This window comes from Mesorhizobium sp. M0062, assembly GCF_040323125.1.
Lineage (GTDB): Bacteria > Pseudomonadota > Alphaproteobacteria > Rhizobiales > Rhizobiaceae > Mesorhizobium.
This window is the reverse complement of record NZ_JAMYUO010000005.1, coordinates 263,475-279,934: the sequence shown is the minus strand read 5'-3', so window position 1 is coordinate 279,934 and position 16,460 is coordinate 263,475. Positions and strand designations below refer to the sequence as shown.

Annotated in this window: 15 protein-coding genes; 7 read left to right on the top strand and 8 right to left on the bottom strand. The window is 59.8% G+C overall.

What is annotated here, in order from left to right; all coding sequences use genetic code 11:
- Positions 1-457 precede the first annotated feature (457 nt).
- Complete coding sequence (locus tag NKJ64_RS09280) at positions 458-1,513, bottom strand: LacI family DNA-binding transcriptional regulator (protein ID WP_023825156.1); 1,056 nt, start codon at positions 1,511-1,513, stop codon at positions 458-460.
- A 166-nt stretch (positions 1,514-1,679) separates the two neighbouring features.
- Here NKJ64_RS09280 and NKJ64_RS09275 point away from each other — a divergent pair, with 166 nt between their 5' ends.
- Together NKJ64_RS09275 and NKJ64_RS09270 are read left to right on the top strand one after the other, a co-directional pair.
- Entirely contained in the window at positions 1,680-2,009 is a 330-nt protein-coding gene (locus NKJ64_RS09275) for a MoaF-related domain-containing protein (RefSeq protein ID WP_023699226.1), read from the top strand.
- A gap of 34 nt (positions 2,010-2,043) precedes the next feature.
- Positions 2,044-2,430: a hypothetical protein gene (locus NKJ64_RS09270; protein ID WP_023699225.1), complete on the top strand. Its 387-nt coding sequence runs from the start codon at positions 2,044-2,046 to the stop codon at positions 2,428-2,430.
- A 263-nt stretch (positions 2,431-2,693) separates the two neighbouring features.
- Here NKJ64_RS09270 and NKJ64_RS09265 read toward each other — a convergent pair whose 3' ends face one another.
- On the bottom strand, positions 2,694-4,100 hold the full coding sequence (locus tag NKJ64_RS09265) for an FAD-binding oxidoreductase (RefSeq protein WP_023716192.1): 1,407 nt from the start codon (positions 4,098-4,100) through the stop codon (positions 2,694-2,696).
- 113 nt (positions 4,101-4,213) lie between these two features.
- Here NKJ64_RS09265 and NKJ64_RS09260 point away from each other — a divergent pair, with 113 nt between their 5' ends.
- Entirely contained in the window at positions 4,214-5,218 is a 1,005-nt protein-coding gene (locus NKJ64_RS09260) for a GlxA family transcriptional regulator (RefSeq protein WP_245260153.1), read from the top strand.
- Positions 5,219-5,515: 297 nt separating this feature from the next.
- Here the strand turns inward: NKJ64_RS09260 and NKJ64_RS09255 are convergent, their stop codons facing one another.
- From NKJ64_RS09255 to NKJ64_RS09245, 3 genes are all read right to left on the bottom strand, one after another.
- Positions 5,516-5,638: a hypothetical protein gene (locus NKJ64_RS09255; RefSeq protein WP_023825152.1), complete on the bottom strand. Its 123-nt coding sequence runs from the start codon at positions 5,636-5,638 to the stop codon at positions 5,516-5,518.
- A gap of 195 nt (positions 5,639-5,833) precedes the next feature.
- On the bottom strand, positions 5,834-7,306 hold the full coding sequence (locus NKJ64_RS09250; RefSeq protein WP_023829984.1) for a winged helix-turn-helix domain-containing protein: 1,473 nt from the start codon (positions 7,304-7,306) through the stop codon (positions 5,834-5,836).
- An 806-nt stretch (positions 7,307-8,112) separates the two neighbouring features.
- Positions 8,113-9,105, bottom strand: coding sequence for an IS481 family transposase (locus NKJ64_RS09245; protein ID WP_352462407.1), 993 nt, complete (start codon positions 9,103-9,105; stop codon positions 8,113-8,115).
- Positions 9,106-9,370: 265 nt separating this feature from the next.
- Here NKJ64_RS09245 and NKJ64_RS09240 point away from each other — a divergent pair, with 265 nt between their 5' ends.
- A complete protein-coding gene (locus tag NKJ64_RS09240) occupies positions 9,371-9,568 on the top strand; it encodes an RraA family protein (RefSeq protein WP_196813640.1) in 198 nt (65 codons plus the stop codon).
- 270 nt (positions 9,569-9,838) lie between these two features.
- Positions 9,839-11,611 carry an adenylate/guanylate cyclase domain-containing protein gene (locus NKJ64_RS09235; RefSeq protein WP_352462406.1) on the top strand — a complete coding sequence of 591 codons (1,773 nt, stop codon included), beginning with the start codon at positions 9,839-9,841 and terminating at the stop codon, positions 11,609-11,611.
- A gap of 281 nt (positions 11,612-11,892) precedes the next feature.
- On the opposite strand, the gene NKJ64_RS09230 is transcribed toward NKJ64_RS09235, so the two are convergent.
- Positions 11,893-12,156: a DUF1127 domain-containing protein gene (locus tag NKJ64_RS09230; RefSeq protein WP_023829982.1), complete on the bottom strand. Its 264-nt coding sequence runs from the start codon at positions 12,154-12,156 to the stop codon at positions 11,893-11,895.
- Between the two features lie 168 nt (positions 12,157-12,324).
- Here NKJ64_RS09230 and NKJ64_RS09225 point away from each other — a divergent pair, with 168 nt between their 5' ends.
- On the top strand, positions 12,325-13,032 hold the full coding sequence (locus tag NKJ64_RS09225; RefSeq protein WP_023716185.1) for a winged helix-turn-helix transcriptional regulator: 708 nt from the start codon (positions 12,325-12,327) through the stop codon (positions 13,030-13,032).
- A 183-nt stretch (positions 13,033-13,215) separates the two neighbouring features.
- Here NKJ64_RS09225 and NKJ64_RS09220 read toward each other — a convergent pair whose 3' ends face one another.
- The gene (locus NKJ64_RS09220; RefSeq protein ID WP_023716184.1) at positions 13,216-14,658 is read right to left on the bottom strand and encodes a LuxR C-terminal-related transcriptional regulator; all 1,443 of its coding nucleotides are present in this window, start codon (positions 14,656-14,658) and stop codon (positions 13,216-13,218) included.
- A gap of 192 nt (positions 14,659-14,850) precedes the next feature.
- Here NKJ64_RS09220 and NKJ64_RS09215 point away from each other — a divergent pair, with 192 nt between their 5' ends.
- Complete coding sequence (locus tag NKJ64_RS09215) at positions 14,851-15,225, top strand: hypothetical protein (RefSeq protein ID WP_023716183.1); 375 nt, start codon at positions 14,851-14,853, stop codon at positions 15,223-15,225.
- A gap of 472 nt (positions 15,226-15,697) precedes the next feature.
- On the opposite strand, the gene NKJ64_RS09210 is transcribed toward NKJ64_RS09215, so the two are convergent.
- Complete coding sequence (locus NKJ64_RS09210; RefSeq protein ID WP_023716182.1) at positions 15,698-16,369, bottom strand: GntR family transcriptional regulator; 672 nt, start codon at positions 16,367-16,369, stop codon at positions 15,698-15,700.
- Positions 16,370-16,460: the final 91 nt, after the last annotated feature.

The following is a 16,460-nucleotide window of genomic DNA, read 5'->3' as shown; positions in this document are numbered from 1 at the left end:
CGAGCGTGCCGACCTCATCCTCGCCCATGAGCGTGCTGTAGCCGACCACGTCGGCAGCAAGGATCGCGGTAAGCCTTCGCTCCATGTGCGGTTGTCCTGCCTCCCTAGCTCAAAGCTTCGCTGAGCGTATTCGACTGGCGTTTCGAATGCGAGCATGCTTGGCCTACTGGACAGCGATAATGCAACCACGTCGTTTTGAAGACATTGCCCTCATGGCTTAGCCTTGTGCGAAACCGGATGTTGCCGCATGGCTGATGTGGGTCGAGATCGGCCTCTGTCGTTCTTAACTGACCACAAGCGGACTTACTGGTCCCGGCCCCAAGGCTGCCGGACCGCAATGCGCCTGATCTCGGCCGTTGCAGCCACCTTTGATACCTTCTGAAAGCAGACGTTGACGGCGACCACGCTGGAGTTCGCAGTGCGCACTGTGCGTTACGACGAGTATGAGGTGACCGGCCTAACCGCGTGGTCGGGCGGTCGAGCCGCGGACCAAGAGTTCGACCGGTATGATCACCTGGCTCGGGGCGCCGTTTGCAAACACCGTCGTGGCGGCAAGTCTCCCCTTCCCGACAATGTCTTGAGCCACTGTCGTGAGCGGGGGCGTGGTGCGCGAAGACTCCGCAGTGCCATCGAAGCCGACGACAGACATGTGTTCGGGTATCTTGATATTGCGCCGACGCGCTTCGTCCAGGACGGTGATTGCCTGCCAGTCCGACATAGTCAAGATCGCCGTTGCTTGCGGAGCCCGGTCGAATACGACCGCTCCGGCCGAAGGCTCACCTGGGGTCGTCTCGATGATCGGGACATTGTCGATTGACAGACCGAGCTCAGCCAAACCCTGGGCGAAGCCGAAAAGTCTCTCCTGATCGAGTTGAAAACCGGCAGAGATAGCGCGCGGGGAATTGCCAGGCAAATGGACGATGGGTGACCCCGATGTGCGCCGAATGGAAAGGATTGCAAAACGCCGATGTCCAAGAGCAGCCAGATGCCTGATGGCCGCCAGCGCCCCGCTCCTGCCGTCTATCCGGATAGAATTGACGTCCGGACCGGCATCGCTCTCGAGGATGACGAAGGGCAGCCGCCGGCGCCGTAAAGACGCAATCAACTCGATGTCCGCGCTGTGGCCCAGAATGAAGCCGTCAACCAAGGCCTCTCGAATGGTGGAAGTGCGTGTCTCGTCCGTACCATTGACCAAACTCAATGTCGCTCCAGCCTCGTCACAAGCAAGCGAAACGCCAAGCACCAGCTCGCGCAGATATGGGCTCCTGATCATATCGGCAATGGCGTATGCGCCCGGGGGGATCAGGCCTATGGCGTTGAACTTGCCGTCGCGCAGCACGCGTCCCCTCGGGTCGGGGCCATCATAACCAAGCTGACGCGCCGCGGCCTCGACGCGCTGGCGCAGATCGGATCGCACCAGATCCGGATGGTTGAATACGTTGGAGACGGTGCCGCGGGAGACTCCAGCGAGCCGGCCGACATCGGCGAGCGTAGGCATTTTAGAAGCGTTCATTTCCCTCAATTAGACAATTTCTTGGAGCGCTCCAAGTTTTTTCTTGACGCTAGGTCCAAAATGTTGGAACTTGCACTTGGAGCGCTCCAAAAATTGAAAGTGGCAGTTCGGCATCTGTCCCGAGCATCGGCCGAGCTGATTTCGAAAATCATCAAGGAGGATTAGGATGGCTACCACCAATGGTGCTCCGACCTCGCTCGTCGGAAAGACTTTTGATTGCTCATTCGGACAGTTCGTACCGAGGTTGACGGTCCTGTCGCCGACCGAATTGCGGGTGCAGGCGACGATCGGCGCTACCGAGATCGACGAGGTGGTTCAGAGCAATCTGACCGGCGTTCGACCCGGACTTTTCATCATGAGTTGGACCGAGCAAGGCGGCAACTTCGTCGTGCAGGTTCAAGATCACGAGAACCAGATCGTTCATAACTATGCGCGACTGGCGGACGGGCAGCAGTTCTGCGCCCAAGGCACAATTCAACCAGTGACGACGGCGTGAGGGCCGCCTGTCTATCTGAGAGGAGAATTACGCCATGACTACCAAGGTGATCGACCAGACCGATCCTACGCAGTGGGATCCAAAGCTTGACGCCGTTATCGCGGCTCCCGGAAACCATAAGGTGTTGTTTGAGAATGACCGGCTACGTGTGCTTGAGGTAATCCTCAAGCCCGACGAGGAAGAGCCGACACATCACCACCGCTGGCCTTCAGTATTCGTGTTCGATGAGGTGGAAGGCCCTATCCACGACTTCGCGCCGGATGGAACCATGATGCCGCCCAATCGAGATGTCATCCAGGCGGTTCAGGCATGGGACGGTCAAGGCTGTCTCGTGGTGCATATGGCCCCCCAACCAGCGGGTCGCGTGCTCAACGCTTCGAGCAAGACCCTGCATGGTATCCGTGTCGAGATGAAGTCATAAAGCAGACGTGATCCTGGCCACCGGAACTCGCGCACGCTGAACGTCCACTTCTGACGGATTGAAGCCTTAAAGCTGCCAGTTGGCTTGCGGTCCCCAAGGTTGCCCGACAGCTTTGCGCTTCATCTCAGCCGTTGCGGACAGATTTGCCACTGATTGAAAGCGGGCATCGCGGCGACCACGCTGGTCGTCGCTCGCGACTCAGCGCGATCAAAGCTCCCACGGCGAGACGAGGGTCGCACCGTACACCCGATTTTGATTGTGCGTCAGCGCATTGGCAGGATGTTCTGGTTGAGGCGGAACAGATTGTCCGGATCGTATCTGTGCTTGATCTTGGCGAGCCGCGCGTAAGCCTCAGCGCCGAAGGCGTCGCGGACGAGATCCGATCCTTCGCCATGGCCGGGGAAGTTCAGATAGAGGCGGCCGGTCGAGTAGCGCTGCATGTCCTGCCAGAAGCTGCGAACCCAGCCGATGTTCGCATCGTCCTCGTTAGCGCCTGGCCAGATGGCGTCGAGGCTGAGCATGAAGGGCATGGAGCGGTCGCCGAAGGCAGTCTCATCGGCTGCAACGCGCTGGACGAAACCGCCGAACTTCCAGATCGAGGCGAAGGTCATTTCGGAGGGGCGCTTCGCCATCCAAGCAGTGGTCTCCCCGACGACCTCGTCGTCGAGGCGCGAAAGGTAAGTGGATTTCCAGTAGCAGCGGTCGCGGCCTTTCGGGAACAGCCCGTCATAGAGCGACTGGATGGTGCGATATGGCATGCGGCCGCTGAAATCGACGAGCGGTTCCCCAAAACTGCGCAACGGCGCCACGACCCGTTCGCCCTCGTCGGCCGGTCCGTCATAGACATGCGCGAGCGCCAGGACGCGCCGGCCCCTTGCATGCTCGGCAATCGAGGGGTCGTCGGGCAGGGTGGAGAACTCGGCCAGGCCGCTCAGGCGGTCGGGTGCGGTCTGCATGAAGTCGCGCCAGAGCGGAATGATCTCGTTGGCGCGCTCCTCGGGATAGGCCGGACCGCATAACATCAGCTCCGGTTCGATCGGGTGCAGCTTGAACTCGAAGCTCGTCACCACGCCGAAATTGCCGCCGCCGCCGCGTAGCGCCCAGAAGAGATCCGGGTTCTGCGTCGCGTCGGCATGGATGAGCCGGCCATCGGCGGTCACCAGATCGGCGGCCAGCAGATTATCGACGCTGAGGCCGTGGCTGCCGCGCAGCCAGCCGATGCCACCGGAAAGCGTCAGGCCGGCAACGCCCGTCGCCGAGATGAGACCGCCCGGCGTGGCGCGGCCAAGCGGGGTGGTGGCCGCATCGACATCGGCCCAGGTCGCGCCGCCCTCGACGAGGGCACGGTCGAGGCCGGACGCGACCCGCACGCCCTTCATCAGCGACATGTCGATCATCAGGCCGCCTTCGCAGACGGCGTAGCCTGCAACATTGTGGCCACCCGAGCGGATCGCGATCGCTAACCGATGCTCGCGCCCGAAATTCACCGACGCCACGACATCGGCAGCACTCCGGCAGCGCGCGATGAGGGCGGGACGGCGGTCGATCATGCCGTTCCAAACGACCCGCGTCGCGTCATAGGACAGGTTCGACGGCTCCAGCACCTCGCCGCACAAGATGGAACGGAAGCTATCGATGCTCGATTGTGCAAGGGTAGCGGTGGCGGCCATGTAGCGGTCTCCTCGTTTGACACACGCTAGCGCGGCGCGGGCACGGCCGCTAAAGTCGAAAATGCTGGAAGGCGGTCATTTCTGCCATGGTTGAACAGGCGAGACCATTGAATGTGGCGATCCTTGCCGCTCCGGAGGCTACCGCCTCCACGATCTACGGCATGTTCGACTTGTTTTCCTCGCCCGGCAGGGATTTCCTGTTCATCACCAGCGGAGCCGCGGGCACGCCACGCATGCGGCCCTATGTGGTCGCCGGGGACGGCAGCCCGTTTCGCGCGGCAAACGGCATCTGGGTGCGCCCAGATCACAGCCTTGCCGATTGCCCGCCACCCGACATCGTCTGTATTCCAGATTTCTTCGTCAATCCGGGCGAAAGCGTTGCCGGGCAGTATGACGCCGAAGCCGCGTGGCTGAAGCGAGCGCATGACGACGGCGCCATGCTGGCCAGCGCATGTTCGGGCGCGGTGCTGCTCGGTGAGGCCGGGCTGCTCGACAATCGCGAGGCCACCATTCACTGGGGCTATGTCGAGACGCTCACGAACAACTATCCCGGCGTGAAGGTGAAGCCGGGCCAGTCGCTCGTGCTGAGCGGCGAGGCCCAGCGCATCGTCATGGCCGGGGGCGGCTCAAGCTGGCAGGATCTCGCCCTCTATCTGATCGCGCGCTTCGTCAGCCTCAGGGAGGCGATGGAGGTCGCCAAGGTCTACATGCTGCAGTGGCACGACATGGGCCAGCAGCCCTTCGCAGCGCTGATGCGCTTTCGCCAGACCGACGACGCGGTGATCAACCGCTGCCAGAAATGGGCCGAACGCAACTACCGGACCCCTTCGCCCGTCACCGCCATGACCAAGCTGTCAGGCCTGTCCGAGCGCTCCTTCGTGCGCCGCTTCGCAAGGGCCACGGACATGAAGACAATCGACTACATCCACGCGCTCCGGCTCGAAGCGGCCAAGGAACTGCTGGAGACCGGCGACCTGGCGGTCGAGGGTGTGGCCAATGAAGTCGGCTACGAGGATGCGAGTTTTTTCGGGCGTCTCTTCCGCCGCAAGGTCGGGCTGACGCCGGCGCAATATCGCATTCGTTTCAGTGCTCTCCGGCGAGTTCTGAGCCGCGGTTGAATCTCAACCGTCTAGGCGCGATGCCATATTCCGCTATGCGCCGCAATTCGGCCATTGGGCCGAGCTCTGCCGCCGATTGAAGCGGACTCTGGTAGCTGGTTGCGCGTAGGCAGGGGTGCCACGTTAGAGCAAACCCAGGTGTAGGGCCGGAGGGGATCGTGGCGCGCCCAGAACGAAAGCTTGTGGCGGTTTTGGCAGCAGAAATGACCGAAGCGCCGTAAGATTGCGGCAATCCTGGTGGCGGACATCGTCGGGTTCAGCCGTCTGGGGCGAAACGACCAGGATTGTAGGCCCCCTTCACGCACACTTCTTGCGCTCAGCCACCTCGACGCTAAGGCGGAAAGCCTGGCCATCCGCATAGGAGCGTGCGTAGCTTTCTGCCTCGAAAGCGAAGGTCAGCGTGTTGCTATAGGCCGGCACGCGGACGGTCCAATTTCTTGTAGCGGATGATTTCGAAAGCATGCTCGGGCGATTCCATAGTTCCTCCCGCGATCACCGACGAGAGCTCTCAGATAGCGTCGCAAAAACCTTTGAATGCAAACCATCCGACACATCGGTGTCGTAATGTTTCAACGTTGCCCAAAGCTCCGCCAGTCCGGCCGGTAACCAAACAGTTCAGGCGGCGCTCCACATCATCAGCGCTTTCGCGACTCCGTCGAGAAGATGGTCAGCGTCAGATTCATGCTCGTAAAGCATGCTGGCCCGGATCGACTCCAGTGGAGTGTAGGATGGCGCGATACGCTTGAGTTCCGAAACGAGCCGCGATACCGCGTCCTGGTTGCCCAACTTCGCCTGTGCCGCCGCCAGCCATGTGAGCCTTACGGCCGAAGTCATGGGCAACATCGACCAACTGACAACGGCTCCCTTGTAGTCTCCCGCCGCGTATTGGGCGAATGCACGGTCGGAATGATACCAGTCTGGATGTATCGGATTGATCTGAACCGCCTTGTCGATCCAGGTCAGGGCTTCGAAAGGCTTGCCCCTGATGGCAAGCAGATAGCCGATCTGCGCGATCGTGTCCGCATCGAAGGGATTGAGGTCATAGGATCTTCGAAAGTGCCGCTCGGCGGCATCGTATGTGCGCGTGCACAGCAGTGCTTGGGCAAGAATCCGATGGCAGCGAGGCTCCTCTGGTGCGAGTCCTACCGCGAAGCGGGCTTGCTCTACTATGTCGGCCAGCACCTCCGGAGGAGCCATTCCATAATCGCCGATAATCAGGTCGGCAAATGCAAGGTATGAGCGCGCGAGCGCATAATGCGTATCCTTGGTGACGGCCGCAGCAAAGTAGTTCCGTGCTGCCTGATTATCGTCGGCGCCGTAGCCACGCAAATGCACCAGCCCCTTGAGAAGAAGCTCATAAGCCGCCAGGCTTGCTGGAGGCTTTGGACGGGCGCGCGTCAAGCCCGCATCGTCGAGCCGTGCGACAAGACGGTTCGTCACACGCAGCGCGATCTCTTCCTGCATGTCGAAAACAGCTGAGCCCGATGCTGTGAACTTCTCGCCCCACAAGACCGCGCCGTTTGCCGCTTCGATGAGGTTGATCGCCACCCGTACGGTGCCGTCGCGAAGGCCCATGCGTCCCCGAACCAGGAAGGTTGCCCCGAGTCTCCTGCCGACCTCGGTCCAGTTGCCGGGGTCCTCCGACGCAAAGGAAAAGCTTGAGTTGCGCGCCAGGACAACAGCAGTGCGAAATCGCGCCAGAGCGTTGACAATGTCCTCGGCAAAACCATCGACCAGAGGCGTGTCGGTCGCATCGCCTTCATTAGTGAAGCGCAGCACCGCTACAGAAGGCAGGTCGGACGGCGGCCTCGCCGGCGCGCCAAGCGGTGAAAGGAGGTAGCCGCGGCCTGAGACGGTGCGAATTATACTTTGTGAGTCATCGCGCAGCGCCTTGCGCAACTCGCGCACGCCTTGGGTGAGCGAGTCTTCGGTTACAAACAGCCCAGGCCAGACGGACTCCATCAGCTCCGACTTGCTGACGACGTGCCCTGTTTTTCCAACGAGATGGCTCAGGAGTGCAAATGTCTTGGGACGAAGTTTGACGGGATGACCCTGGCGCAACAGCAAGCCGCGCGAAGTGTCAAACACGCACTCGCCGATTGCTATGCTCCCTGATTCTGTATGCGACATTCAGAAGCGCTCTGCCAAACCGAGCCGGGCTCGTCGACATACAGGGGCCATCCGCGCTTACGGTCAAGACCTTTGCCGCAGCCGCAGGTTCTGCCCCCTCAGGCACGGGTTCATGGCGAGCCAGGGCGCCCAACTCTAGAAGTTCGAAGAAGGTGCCGGGCATTGGCGCGCAGGCCAAGCTGTTGACCCCACTGAAGTACAACTCGTAAAGCTCTTGCCGTATGCGGAGCCTTTCGACGTCGTTTTCCATGATGGCCACTCCCTAGATTGTAGGGATCATGGCGCATGTGGAGCGGTGCGTACCGGCGAAATTCTGAAACTTTTCTGAAACCTGGTCGCTGGAGTACAGATCGGCCGGCGCCGAGAAGCCAATGACTGGCTCGCCGGCGGCTATCGCGAAATGCGATCACGCGAATCGGGCGAACTATTCCTCGTCTTCCACTCTCGGCGAGGCGCCTTGGGTCGCTGCCTCGATGCGATCGACGACGCGCAGCTCTTTACGATGGCGAGGAATTCAGCTGCCAGGTGCTTGAACTTCACCGCGCCCCCAGAGCGAAGATCCTCGCCTTCGATATCTCTCAAGGGCATGGAAGTTGCGGCAGCGCCTTTGAGGAACCGCAAATATCCCGCTGCAGCTCGTCTTTCGTTCGTTCAGGGTGTGAGGCCGCCACATGATTGAAGACCCACCGCTGCTCACCATCAAAAGCCGTTTCGAACGGCCTGCGGCAGAGATCATCAGTGCCTTTTCCGGCTTGCCCGTGAGCCTAGTTGTTTAGTCCCAAGGTTTGATGGGTTGGATCGAGCCTGAATCGTTCGGGCTCTTTTGTCCAGATTTTGCAGATGTATTCAAAGGGCGTGAGGCCCTTGAGGGTCTTCAGTCGACGGCCGAAATTATAGGCTAAGACGAAATCGGCGAGATGCTGGCGCAGTTGGTCATGGCTCTCGTAGTAGAAGCGTTTGACGGTCGCATCCTTGATCGTGCGGTTCATGCGTTCGACCTGGCCGTTGGTCCATGGGTGCCTTGGCTTTGTCGTTCGGTGGTCGATATCGGCCTTGGCGCAAGTATGTTCGAAGGCGTGCGCCCATATGATTTCTCCCGCCGCCATGGCTTCCTTGATCAGCGGAACGGCCGAGCCGCCGGCACCTGGGGTCGTGAACTGAATGCCGTTGTCGGTAAGCACTGTGTGGATCTTGTAAGGGACAGCATCAAGAAGATGGCGCAGGAAATCGGCGGAGACCGCTGTCGTTGCCTTCTCGTGCAGCTCGACGAAAGCGAACTTCGAGGTCCGATCTATGGCCACGAACATATGCAGCTTGCCCTGCTCGGTTCGGACCTCGGCGACGTCGATATGGAAGTAGCCGATTGGATAGGCCTTGAACTTCTTCCTTGCCGGCTTGTCGCCCTCGACATCCGGCAACCTGCCTATCCCGTGACGCTGCAGGCAGCGATGCAAGGATGACCGCGACAGATGCGGGATCGTCGGTTGGAGAGCATAGAGGCAATCGTCCAGTGGCAGCAGCGTATAACGCCGAAAGGCGACGATGACCGCCTCTTCCTCAGTCGATAGCACTGTCGACTTCGGATCTCTGGGGCCAGTCGGAAGATCGGCGGCCGACGTCCGGTTCCTCCACTTCCTAACCGTCTTCTGATTGATGCCGTAGCGCTTCGCCAGCGCCCTCAGGCTCTCTTGACTATGCTGTATCGCTCGACGGATCGCCTCTGTCGTCGTGGCGCTCCCATGAAGAACCTGGCCCATAGCGCATCCTTTGATTCGGACGAAAAGTATGCGCCATCAAAGCCTGGGATCAAACACCTAGTCCTAGACGCCATGGGCGGGCGAGGGGCGTTGCACCAGGGATTAAGGCACTCTCGCCAGGTACTGCGATACTGGCCGATATCATCGTTGCGGCCACCGACAGCTTTGCTGGTGCGGCGGTCACTGAGGATCTGGTCCTTGGCATGGTGCGAAACAAGGGGTGCGCCTGCCTCGTGCGCGATGTTGTCGGGATCGAGGCGGGCGGGTGCCGGTTTACTGTGCCGGGATCGTCGCGAACTCGCCGGCGCGCAATGGTCCAGGCACGGCCGGGTTCCCGGTGGTACTGGGAGGAATGACCATCTCGCGGGGAGACATACTGGTCGGCGACCGCGATGGTATCGCCGTGGTGCCTCGCCTCGAGGCTGAAACGGTGCTGGCGCGGCTCACCGTATCAGGGCGGTGAGAAAACTCTTGATGGCCTGGTGCGGCAAGGTCTCGCCCGATTTCGCCGAGGTCATCATCAAGTCTGACAGGACGCGCTTCGTTGACTGAAAATTTTCAACGGCACCTAAGGTCCGCCTCGCCAACAGATCGTGGTTGCCGTAATTCACTTCCAATCAGATCCCGCGCTGCTTTGTTTGAGGCTATCTCGGAATTCACCTATCGAACGTCGCCTTCGAAAACGGGATTTTGTAATCTGTGCTATGCCACTTAGTCGACAGGAGTGGGCAAAGTGAGCCAGACGCGGAAACTTGCGGCGATCCTGGTCGCCGACGTGGTCGGATACAGCCGGTTGGCGGGGTCGGACGAAGATCAAACGCTGGCGCGGCTACGGGCGCTCCGGAGCGATCTCATCAATCCGACCATCGCTGTCCACAATGGGCGCGTTGTGAAGCTTATGGGTGACGGCACCCTCGTAGAGTTCCGGAGCGTTGTTGACGCCGTACGCTGTGCAATCGAAATGCAGAACGGCATGATTGAGCGCAACGCTGGCTTACCGCCCGGGCGACGCATTGAATTTCGCGTCGGCATTCATCTCTGCGATGTTGTCGAGGAGAGCGACGGCGATCTGATGGGAGATGGTGTCAATATTGCCTCCCGTCTAGAAAGCATCGCTGAGCCGAACGGCATCTGTTTATCGGCCGCCGCTTACGAACAGGTGCGCGACAAACTGAAGGAAGAATTTGTCGATCTGGGCGAGAAAGAGCTCAAAAATATCGCACGCCCGGTGCGCACCTATCGCATATGTATGCGCGACACGGTCCCAAAAACCGATCTGGCTGCGACTGCCGGGTCCTCCGAACAGCTGGCGCTGCCCGACAACCCTTCGATTGCTGTCTTGCCATTCCAGAACATGGGCGGCGACCCCGAACAGGAATACTTCGCCGACGGCCTTGCCGAAGACATTATTACTCGGCTGTCGCGTCTTCGTTGGCTCTTCGTGTCCGCCCGGAACTCTTTGTTCACCTACAAGGGAAAAGCGGTCGACTTAAAACAAGTCGGTCGAGAGCTTGGTGTGCGGTATGTGCTGGACGGAAGTGTAAGGCGCTCAGGTCATCGACTCAGGATAAGCGCGCAAGTCAGTGACACATCGACCGGGGTACAAGTGTGGGCTGAACGATACGATGTGGAATTGTCGGAATTCTTCGCGCTTCAGGATCAGATTGCCGAAAGTGTCATCGCTACGATCGAGCCGCGGCTCTACACGGCGGAACAGCAACGCTTTCAGAGCAGGTCCCCCACCAATCTTGACGCTTGGGGATTCGTCATGAAGGCGATGCCATATGTCTGGACCTGGAGTTCGGCTACGGAAATCGAGATTGCACAGGGATTTCTGAAGCAGGCTACGGACCTCGATCCTGACTATCCCCGCGCCAACAGCCTGTTGGCGTGGGCTCACGCGGCCCGCGTTTTGTCAGGATGGGCCAACGCAGCAGACATTCTGCCCACCTCTCGCGCCCTCGCGCAGCGGGCAATCCAAGGCGACCCCGAGGACCCGTGGACGCATTTAGCGGCAGGGTTTGTCCACATGATTTCGCGCGGCTTCGACTCTGCTGTGAGAGAACTAAATGAAGCGATCGAGCTAAACCCGAGCTTCGCCTTTGCGCATTCGATCCTGGGCTCAACTTACGGATATGGGGGCATGCCCGCCGAGGGGCTCGACCATCTTGAAATCGCGGGTAGGCTAAGTCCTCGCGATCACACATATGCTGCGAATTTCTCCATCCTTGGCTTATGTCATTTCATGGCTGGACGATATGCAGACGCGGTCGAATGCGAATGTCGCGCGGTTGAACTCCGGCCCCATTTTGGGTCTGCATGGCGGACGTACGCGGCGGCCGCTGGGATGGCCGGTGAAATGGACATCGCGGTTCATGCGCTTTCGCAGGCCAAGCGCCTTCAACCGTCCCTATCCCTTCAATGGGTAGACAAGTTTCATCCGATCGTTCACGACAAGCACCGGGCTCTCTATGTAGAGGGGCTGCGCATTGCCGGGCTTCGATAGTTGCGGATCGTGCCGTGCTCGTAGCTCGCTATCGGACCTACTATACCGCACGAGCGTGCGCTCAGCGCCTCAACTCGGTTGTCAAAGCTTCGGTGGGTTTCTTCCAACAGCAGACGTTCCTCACGATGAATCCGAAGAGCCGGCCGACCACTTGGAAGTATGCATTCGAATCGCTTCGGCGCGCTAGATCTCTGAAACCAAGGCGCTACTGGGGATGGCCCTGAGTTCGGCTGATCAATTGCCGCCGTCAAAACGGCTTCCGATCCCGGGGCTCTCCCTTCTCACCAATTTCCCGTGCGGTTCTGCGCTGCACTCTGGAGCGCGCGAGAGGCGGACCTATCGAAGCTGTCGGCGCAGGCCGCTTCGACGTCCGCTTCGGTCAAGCCAACGTCCCGCAGAAGGAAGTTGGACAGGTGACCGAGCCCGCGCTCTATGTTGCGGCGGGTCCTCCACTCACGGACAAGGGCCAGCAGGCGTTCGAGCGGAGGGTCAAGAAAAGTGCCCGGCAAGCGCCGTGCGGTCTGGCCTATTGTCGTTTGCGTCATGTTACGCCAAGTCATGGTGAACCTCCGTTGATCGGGAATGCGAATGGCGATCACGTGACGGCAGAAGGCGAGAAGGCGCCAGGGCAGCTTCGGAAGCGTTCCGCTTCAGATTGTGAACTGGCCTCAGACCTCCGAAAGGCCTAACCTGCGGCAAAGGAGCGGTCAGCCATGACGCGACGGCCTTACGGACTGGTCTGCCCGATCTCGCACGCCTGCGAGTTCCTGGAGCCACGCTGGACAATTCAAATCCTGACCGAGCTCTGGAACGGCTCGACCCGCTTTAATGACATTCGCAAGGGGGTGGGCAACGTCTCGTCCGCCCTCTTGTCGAGGCGGCTCAAGGAAATGGAAGCGTTGGGCCTGGTCGAGCGCGTCGAGGACGAGGCGACGGGCACCATCAGCTATTTCCGTACCGAAAAGTCGATAAGGCTCGAGCCGGCGATGAACGCGCTGGCGGAATGGGCGCAATGCAACATCGAGGCGGAGATCGCGCTCGCCGACGTGGATGTTTCGACCCTCATGTGGGCCGTGCGGCGAAAGATTGACCTCGCTGAACTGCCGCGGCGGCGCGCCGTCATCCGCTTCCATTTCCGCGACGATCCCCCACCGAGGTGTCCCCATTACTGGTTTGTGGTCGAGCCAGGCTCAGACTTGCCCGAGCTATGCACGCTCGACCCCGGCCGGGACGTCGATCTTTACGTCGAGACCGGCGTTGTTTCGCTGGGAGCCATCCTGGAGGGCCGCTCCAGCATCGAGCGTGAGAAAGAGAGGGGCGGCCTTTTCCTCATCGGCGACCCCGGCCTCGCGCGAAGCATGGACCGTTGGCTTCGAATCTCGGTCTACGCGGCGCTTGAGGGAATCGTCCAGCTTCCTTGAAAGCCATGTTTGGAGTGCAGCCTTATGCAACCCGCCCAGGACGACAAAGCCATTTGGCTGGCCTCAAAAGCTATGGTGCAATCGTCCGTTGTTGATTGCTGCTCAGTTAAAGCCGCCAGTCCGCATTCGGCCCCAATGCTGCCCGAGGAGCAATGCGCCTCTGAGGTGACCAGAGTGAAGAAGCTAGGCCAAACCCGCACGACGGGCGCCTTCTCTGATTGCAGCAATGGCGACAGGATTGGTAACCGGATAGGTTCTGATGAACACCTCAGCCGTGAAATTCGGGAACTCGTCCTTCAGTCGCGAATTGATCCTGGCGACCTGAGGAGTTTCATTGAGCATCGCATGAGCCATTGCCAGAAACAGAAGGGTGGCGGGCGAATCTGGCGCAGATTGACGTAGCGCGACCAGTGATTCACGGTAAAAGCCAAGAACGTAGCTGCATCGAGCGAGCATTCCATGATACCAGGGAACATAAGGATTTAGCCGGACCGCTCGCTTGGCCAGTTCGTAGCCACGCTTCGGGTCGCTGCCAACAAGAGCAAGGCTACCCGCAAGAAAGGCAAGTGAGTCCGCGTCATTTGGAGCAGCCACCAACACTCGGTCATGTTCTTCGACAGCAGCTTCGACATCGCCCTGCAATGCCCGAAGATCGGCAAGCATTATGCGGGCGTAAATGTCGGACGGATCGAGCGCCAGCGCTTGCTTGACACATTGGCTCCAGCTCTCGATCGAGCCGGAAAGGTTGTCGGTAAACCCGTTGATAGCTTCCACAGCATGCGCAAGTGCCAGCGCGGTCCAAGCTCTTGCTAGACCCGGGTCGAGTTCGATCGCACGCGCCAGTAGCCGTATCGCCTCCTTGTTCGACTCACGGGTGAAAAGGTGCTTCTGCTCAAGCCCAAGCAGATAGCAGTCATAGGCCTGCAAACTTGCTGGAGCCTTCCGACGAGCCGCATCGCGTCGCAGATTGGCGAGCTGACCGTGGCAAGTTGCAAGGACATTGATGACGTTTTCGGTCACGCTGTCCAGCATCGCAAACAGGTTGTTCGCGGAACGATCGTAACGCATCGTCCAGACATCGACCCCTGTGTGGGCGTCGACGAGTTGGACGCGGATGCGCACCCGCTGCCCGTCCACTTGAAAACTTCCCTCGATCACATAGTCGGCATTCAACTCTCGTCCGAGAGCTCGCACGTCAACATGCCGTCCCTTGTAGGAAAGCATTGTTTGGCGGGCGATCACCGCAAGGTCCCGGTAGCGAGAGAGATCAACTATGAGGTCCGCCGACAAACCATCAGCGATACGAGTCCAGCGTTCTTCTCCGCTTAAATTGTCGAACGGGAGAACTGCGAGGACCGGCGGACCCGGCTCATCGGTCGAAAGACTTCCGGGTGGTGCATGGCTGCGGTCCTGCTGGCGGTGATCGGCAAGTAACCCAGCAAGCGCCACTTTACTACGAACATCGAGCTTCCGATAAATGGCCGAAAGATGGGTCCGAACGGTGGTAGGCGCTATGAAAAGTGTTTCGCCGATTTCGCGATAAGTCATGCCCTCCGCAAACTTTGCCGCGACCATCAACTCCCGATCCGATAAGCCGGCGAGAGGATTGCCTACGGCACGAAGCATCGTTCCATTTTCCTTGCTGCCGACCTGTGGCCAGAACCCGATGGCCTTACATCAGGATGAAAATACTACAGATGCGATATCGAAAACACTGCATTTGCACGATTCCATGCGACGGGTCAGCATCCTAGTCTCTGCAGATCGGCAGGGCAGGTTGCTTGGCAGGCCTGGTCGATTCAGAACACGGAGGGCTCCATGACAAAGTTGTCTGTCTTGACCGTAATACTGGTGCTTTTGGTGTCGGTGGGGCGATGCTTGTCCGAAGGTACCCAAACCAACAGCAAACTGACTTCCGAAGAAGCGGTGAAAGCTGCCAGCTCTGAACTGTATTCCGACATTCTCGTGCGAGCATGCAGGAACGGATGGCGGTATCCGCGCAGCTACATCGAAAATGGATTCAGGCGCCACCTGGCGGAGCTGAAACTGCAGCTTGTCGATCAGGGTTACAGTTTCGTACCCAACATGACCGCGAATGATCTGCCCGTCCGAGGACCGATATCTGAGACCAAACGCCGTCTGGTTGGCTCGCGCCAATTCAGCTGTTCCCACCCATACTGGCGCGATGAATGACTCCACGCGACGGTGTGCAATCTGACAGCCTGATTTCCGGCGGTTCTCCCTAGGTTGGAAGGAGGCGTTGACGAATGGCAGGTTGTTATTCGAGGAGGAGTGACACTCCTCCTGGAGCTGTAAACAACGTCATGGAATGACCGCTCTTCGGCTGCGTGGCTCCACAAGCTGCCGATCCGCTACCGGCCCTGTTCCAGCCGTCAAGGTGCCGGCCGGTAAGAGCGCCCGCTAAACTTGGTCGTCAAAGCAGCGTATTCGTCAGTTGACAAGGCAAACTTCGCTCGATGACCGTGAACTCGAACGGCAGCTTACCGACGAGCGCTTCCTAGAAGCAGACCGTCCGGATACGGCTCCGAAGCTGCCGGACCGCTTTGCGGGTCATCTCAGTCGTAAAGTTGCATTTTCGTTGCCGAGAAGCAGACATTTTCTGCAAGGCGCTTCGAAGGGTTGGATAGGCTAGGCTCACGCGGACCTAGACCAGGCGAAGTTTATCTCGAGCGATCTGCCACGCCGATTCGACATGTCGCCGTGCCGCCGCTTCCGCTTCATCGGGCTTGCGCGCCCTTATCGCATCCATGATCTCATTCATCTCGGTGATCGCCGCTTCGCGCCGGTTGGTCGAGACGATGGTCATCGAACGAAGCTGGTTGATGCGGACATTCAGCCCGGAGACGATTTCCCAGGCGACACGCTTGTCGGCGGCCTCGAACAGCGCCTCGTAGAATTTGGTCGTCGCCCGCATCACCGCAGGCGGCGTCGCCGACGCCCACGCATCGAACAAATCCGCCAGCGCCCCTTCGAGCCTTGCCAACTGCTCGCCGGTGGCCGACAGGGCACAGGCTCGGGCCGCGATGCCTTCAAGCAGAGCCCGAAGCTCGTAGATCTCGTCGGTACGGCCGAGGTCCGGCCTGGCGACGGCCGGCCCATGCCCAGGGATCATCTGCACGAGCCCCTCTGCCTCCAGCTGCCGCAGAACCTCACGCACGACGGAACGGCTGACGCCGAGCTGGTCGCAAAGCGGCCGTTCGACGAGCCTTTCGCCAGGCTGGAAATGGAAATCCATGATCGCTTCGCGCATGCGCTCCAGCGCCAGCGTCCTCAAGGTCTTGGCGCTGCGGTCGATGCGAAGGTTGTCGTCTGGCATGTATGCCTCCTGCGCCCTACCAAAACAGATTCGACGCCCGGTTGACAAGGTACTTGGCGCTCCATATCATGGTATACCATAAGATGACAGC

Excerpts from the sequence above, each read along its gene's own strand:
- NKJ64_RS09225 (WP_023716185.1), top strand. The coding sequence starts at position 12,325 with ATGACGCGACGGCCTTACGGACTGGTCTGCCCGATCTCGCACGCCTGC.
- NKJ64_RS09220 (WP_023716184.1), bottom strand. The coding sequence starts at position 14,658 with ATGCTTCGTGCCGTAGGCAATCCTCTCGCCGGCTTATCGGATCGGGAG.
- NKJ64_RS09210 (WP_023716182.1), bottom strand. The coding sequence starts at position 16,369 with ATGCCAGACGACAACCTTCGCATCGACCGCAGCGCCAAGACCTTGAGG.
- NKJ64_RS09270 (WP_023699225.1), top strand. The coding sequence starts at position 2,044 with ATGACTACCAAGGTGATCGACCAGACCGATCCTACGCAGTGGGATCCA.
- NKJ64_RS09280 (WP_023825156.1), bottom strand. The coding sequence starts at position 1,513 with ATGAACGCTTCTAAAATGCCTACGCTCGCCGATGTCGGCCGGCTCGCT.
- NKJ64_RS09265 (WP_023716192.1), bottom strand. The coding sequence starts at position 4,100 with ATGGCCGCCACCGCTACCCTTGCACAATCGAGCATCGATAGCTTCCGT.
- NKJ64_RS09230 (WP_023829982.1), bottom strand. The coding sequence starts at position 12,156 with ATGACGCAAACGACAATAGGCCAGACCGCACGGCGCTTGCCGGGCACT.
- NKJ64_RS09275 (WP_023699226.1), top strand. The coding sequence starts at position 1,680 with ATGGCTACCACCAATGGTGCTCCGACCTCGCTCGTCGGAAAGACTTTT.
- NKJ64_RS09245 (WP_352462407.1), bottom strand. The coding sequence starts at position 9,105 with ATGGGCCAGGTTCTTCATGGGAGCGCCACGACGACAGAGGCGATCCGT.
- NKJ64_RS09215 (WP_023716183.1), top strand. The coding sequence starts at position 14,851 with ATGACAAAGTTGTCTGTCTTGACCGTAATACTGGTGCTTTTGGTGTCG.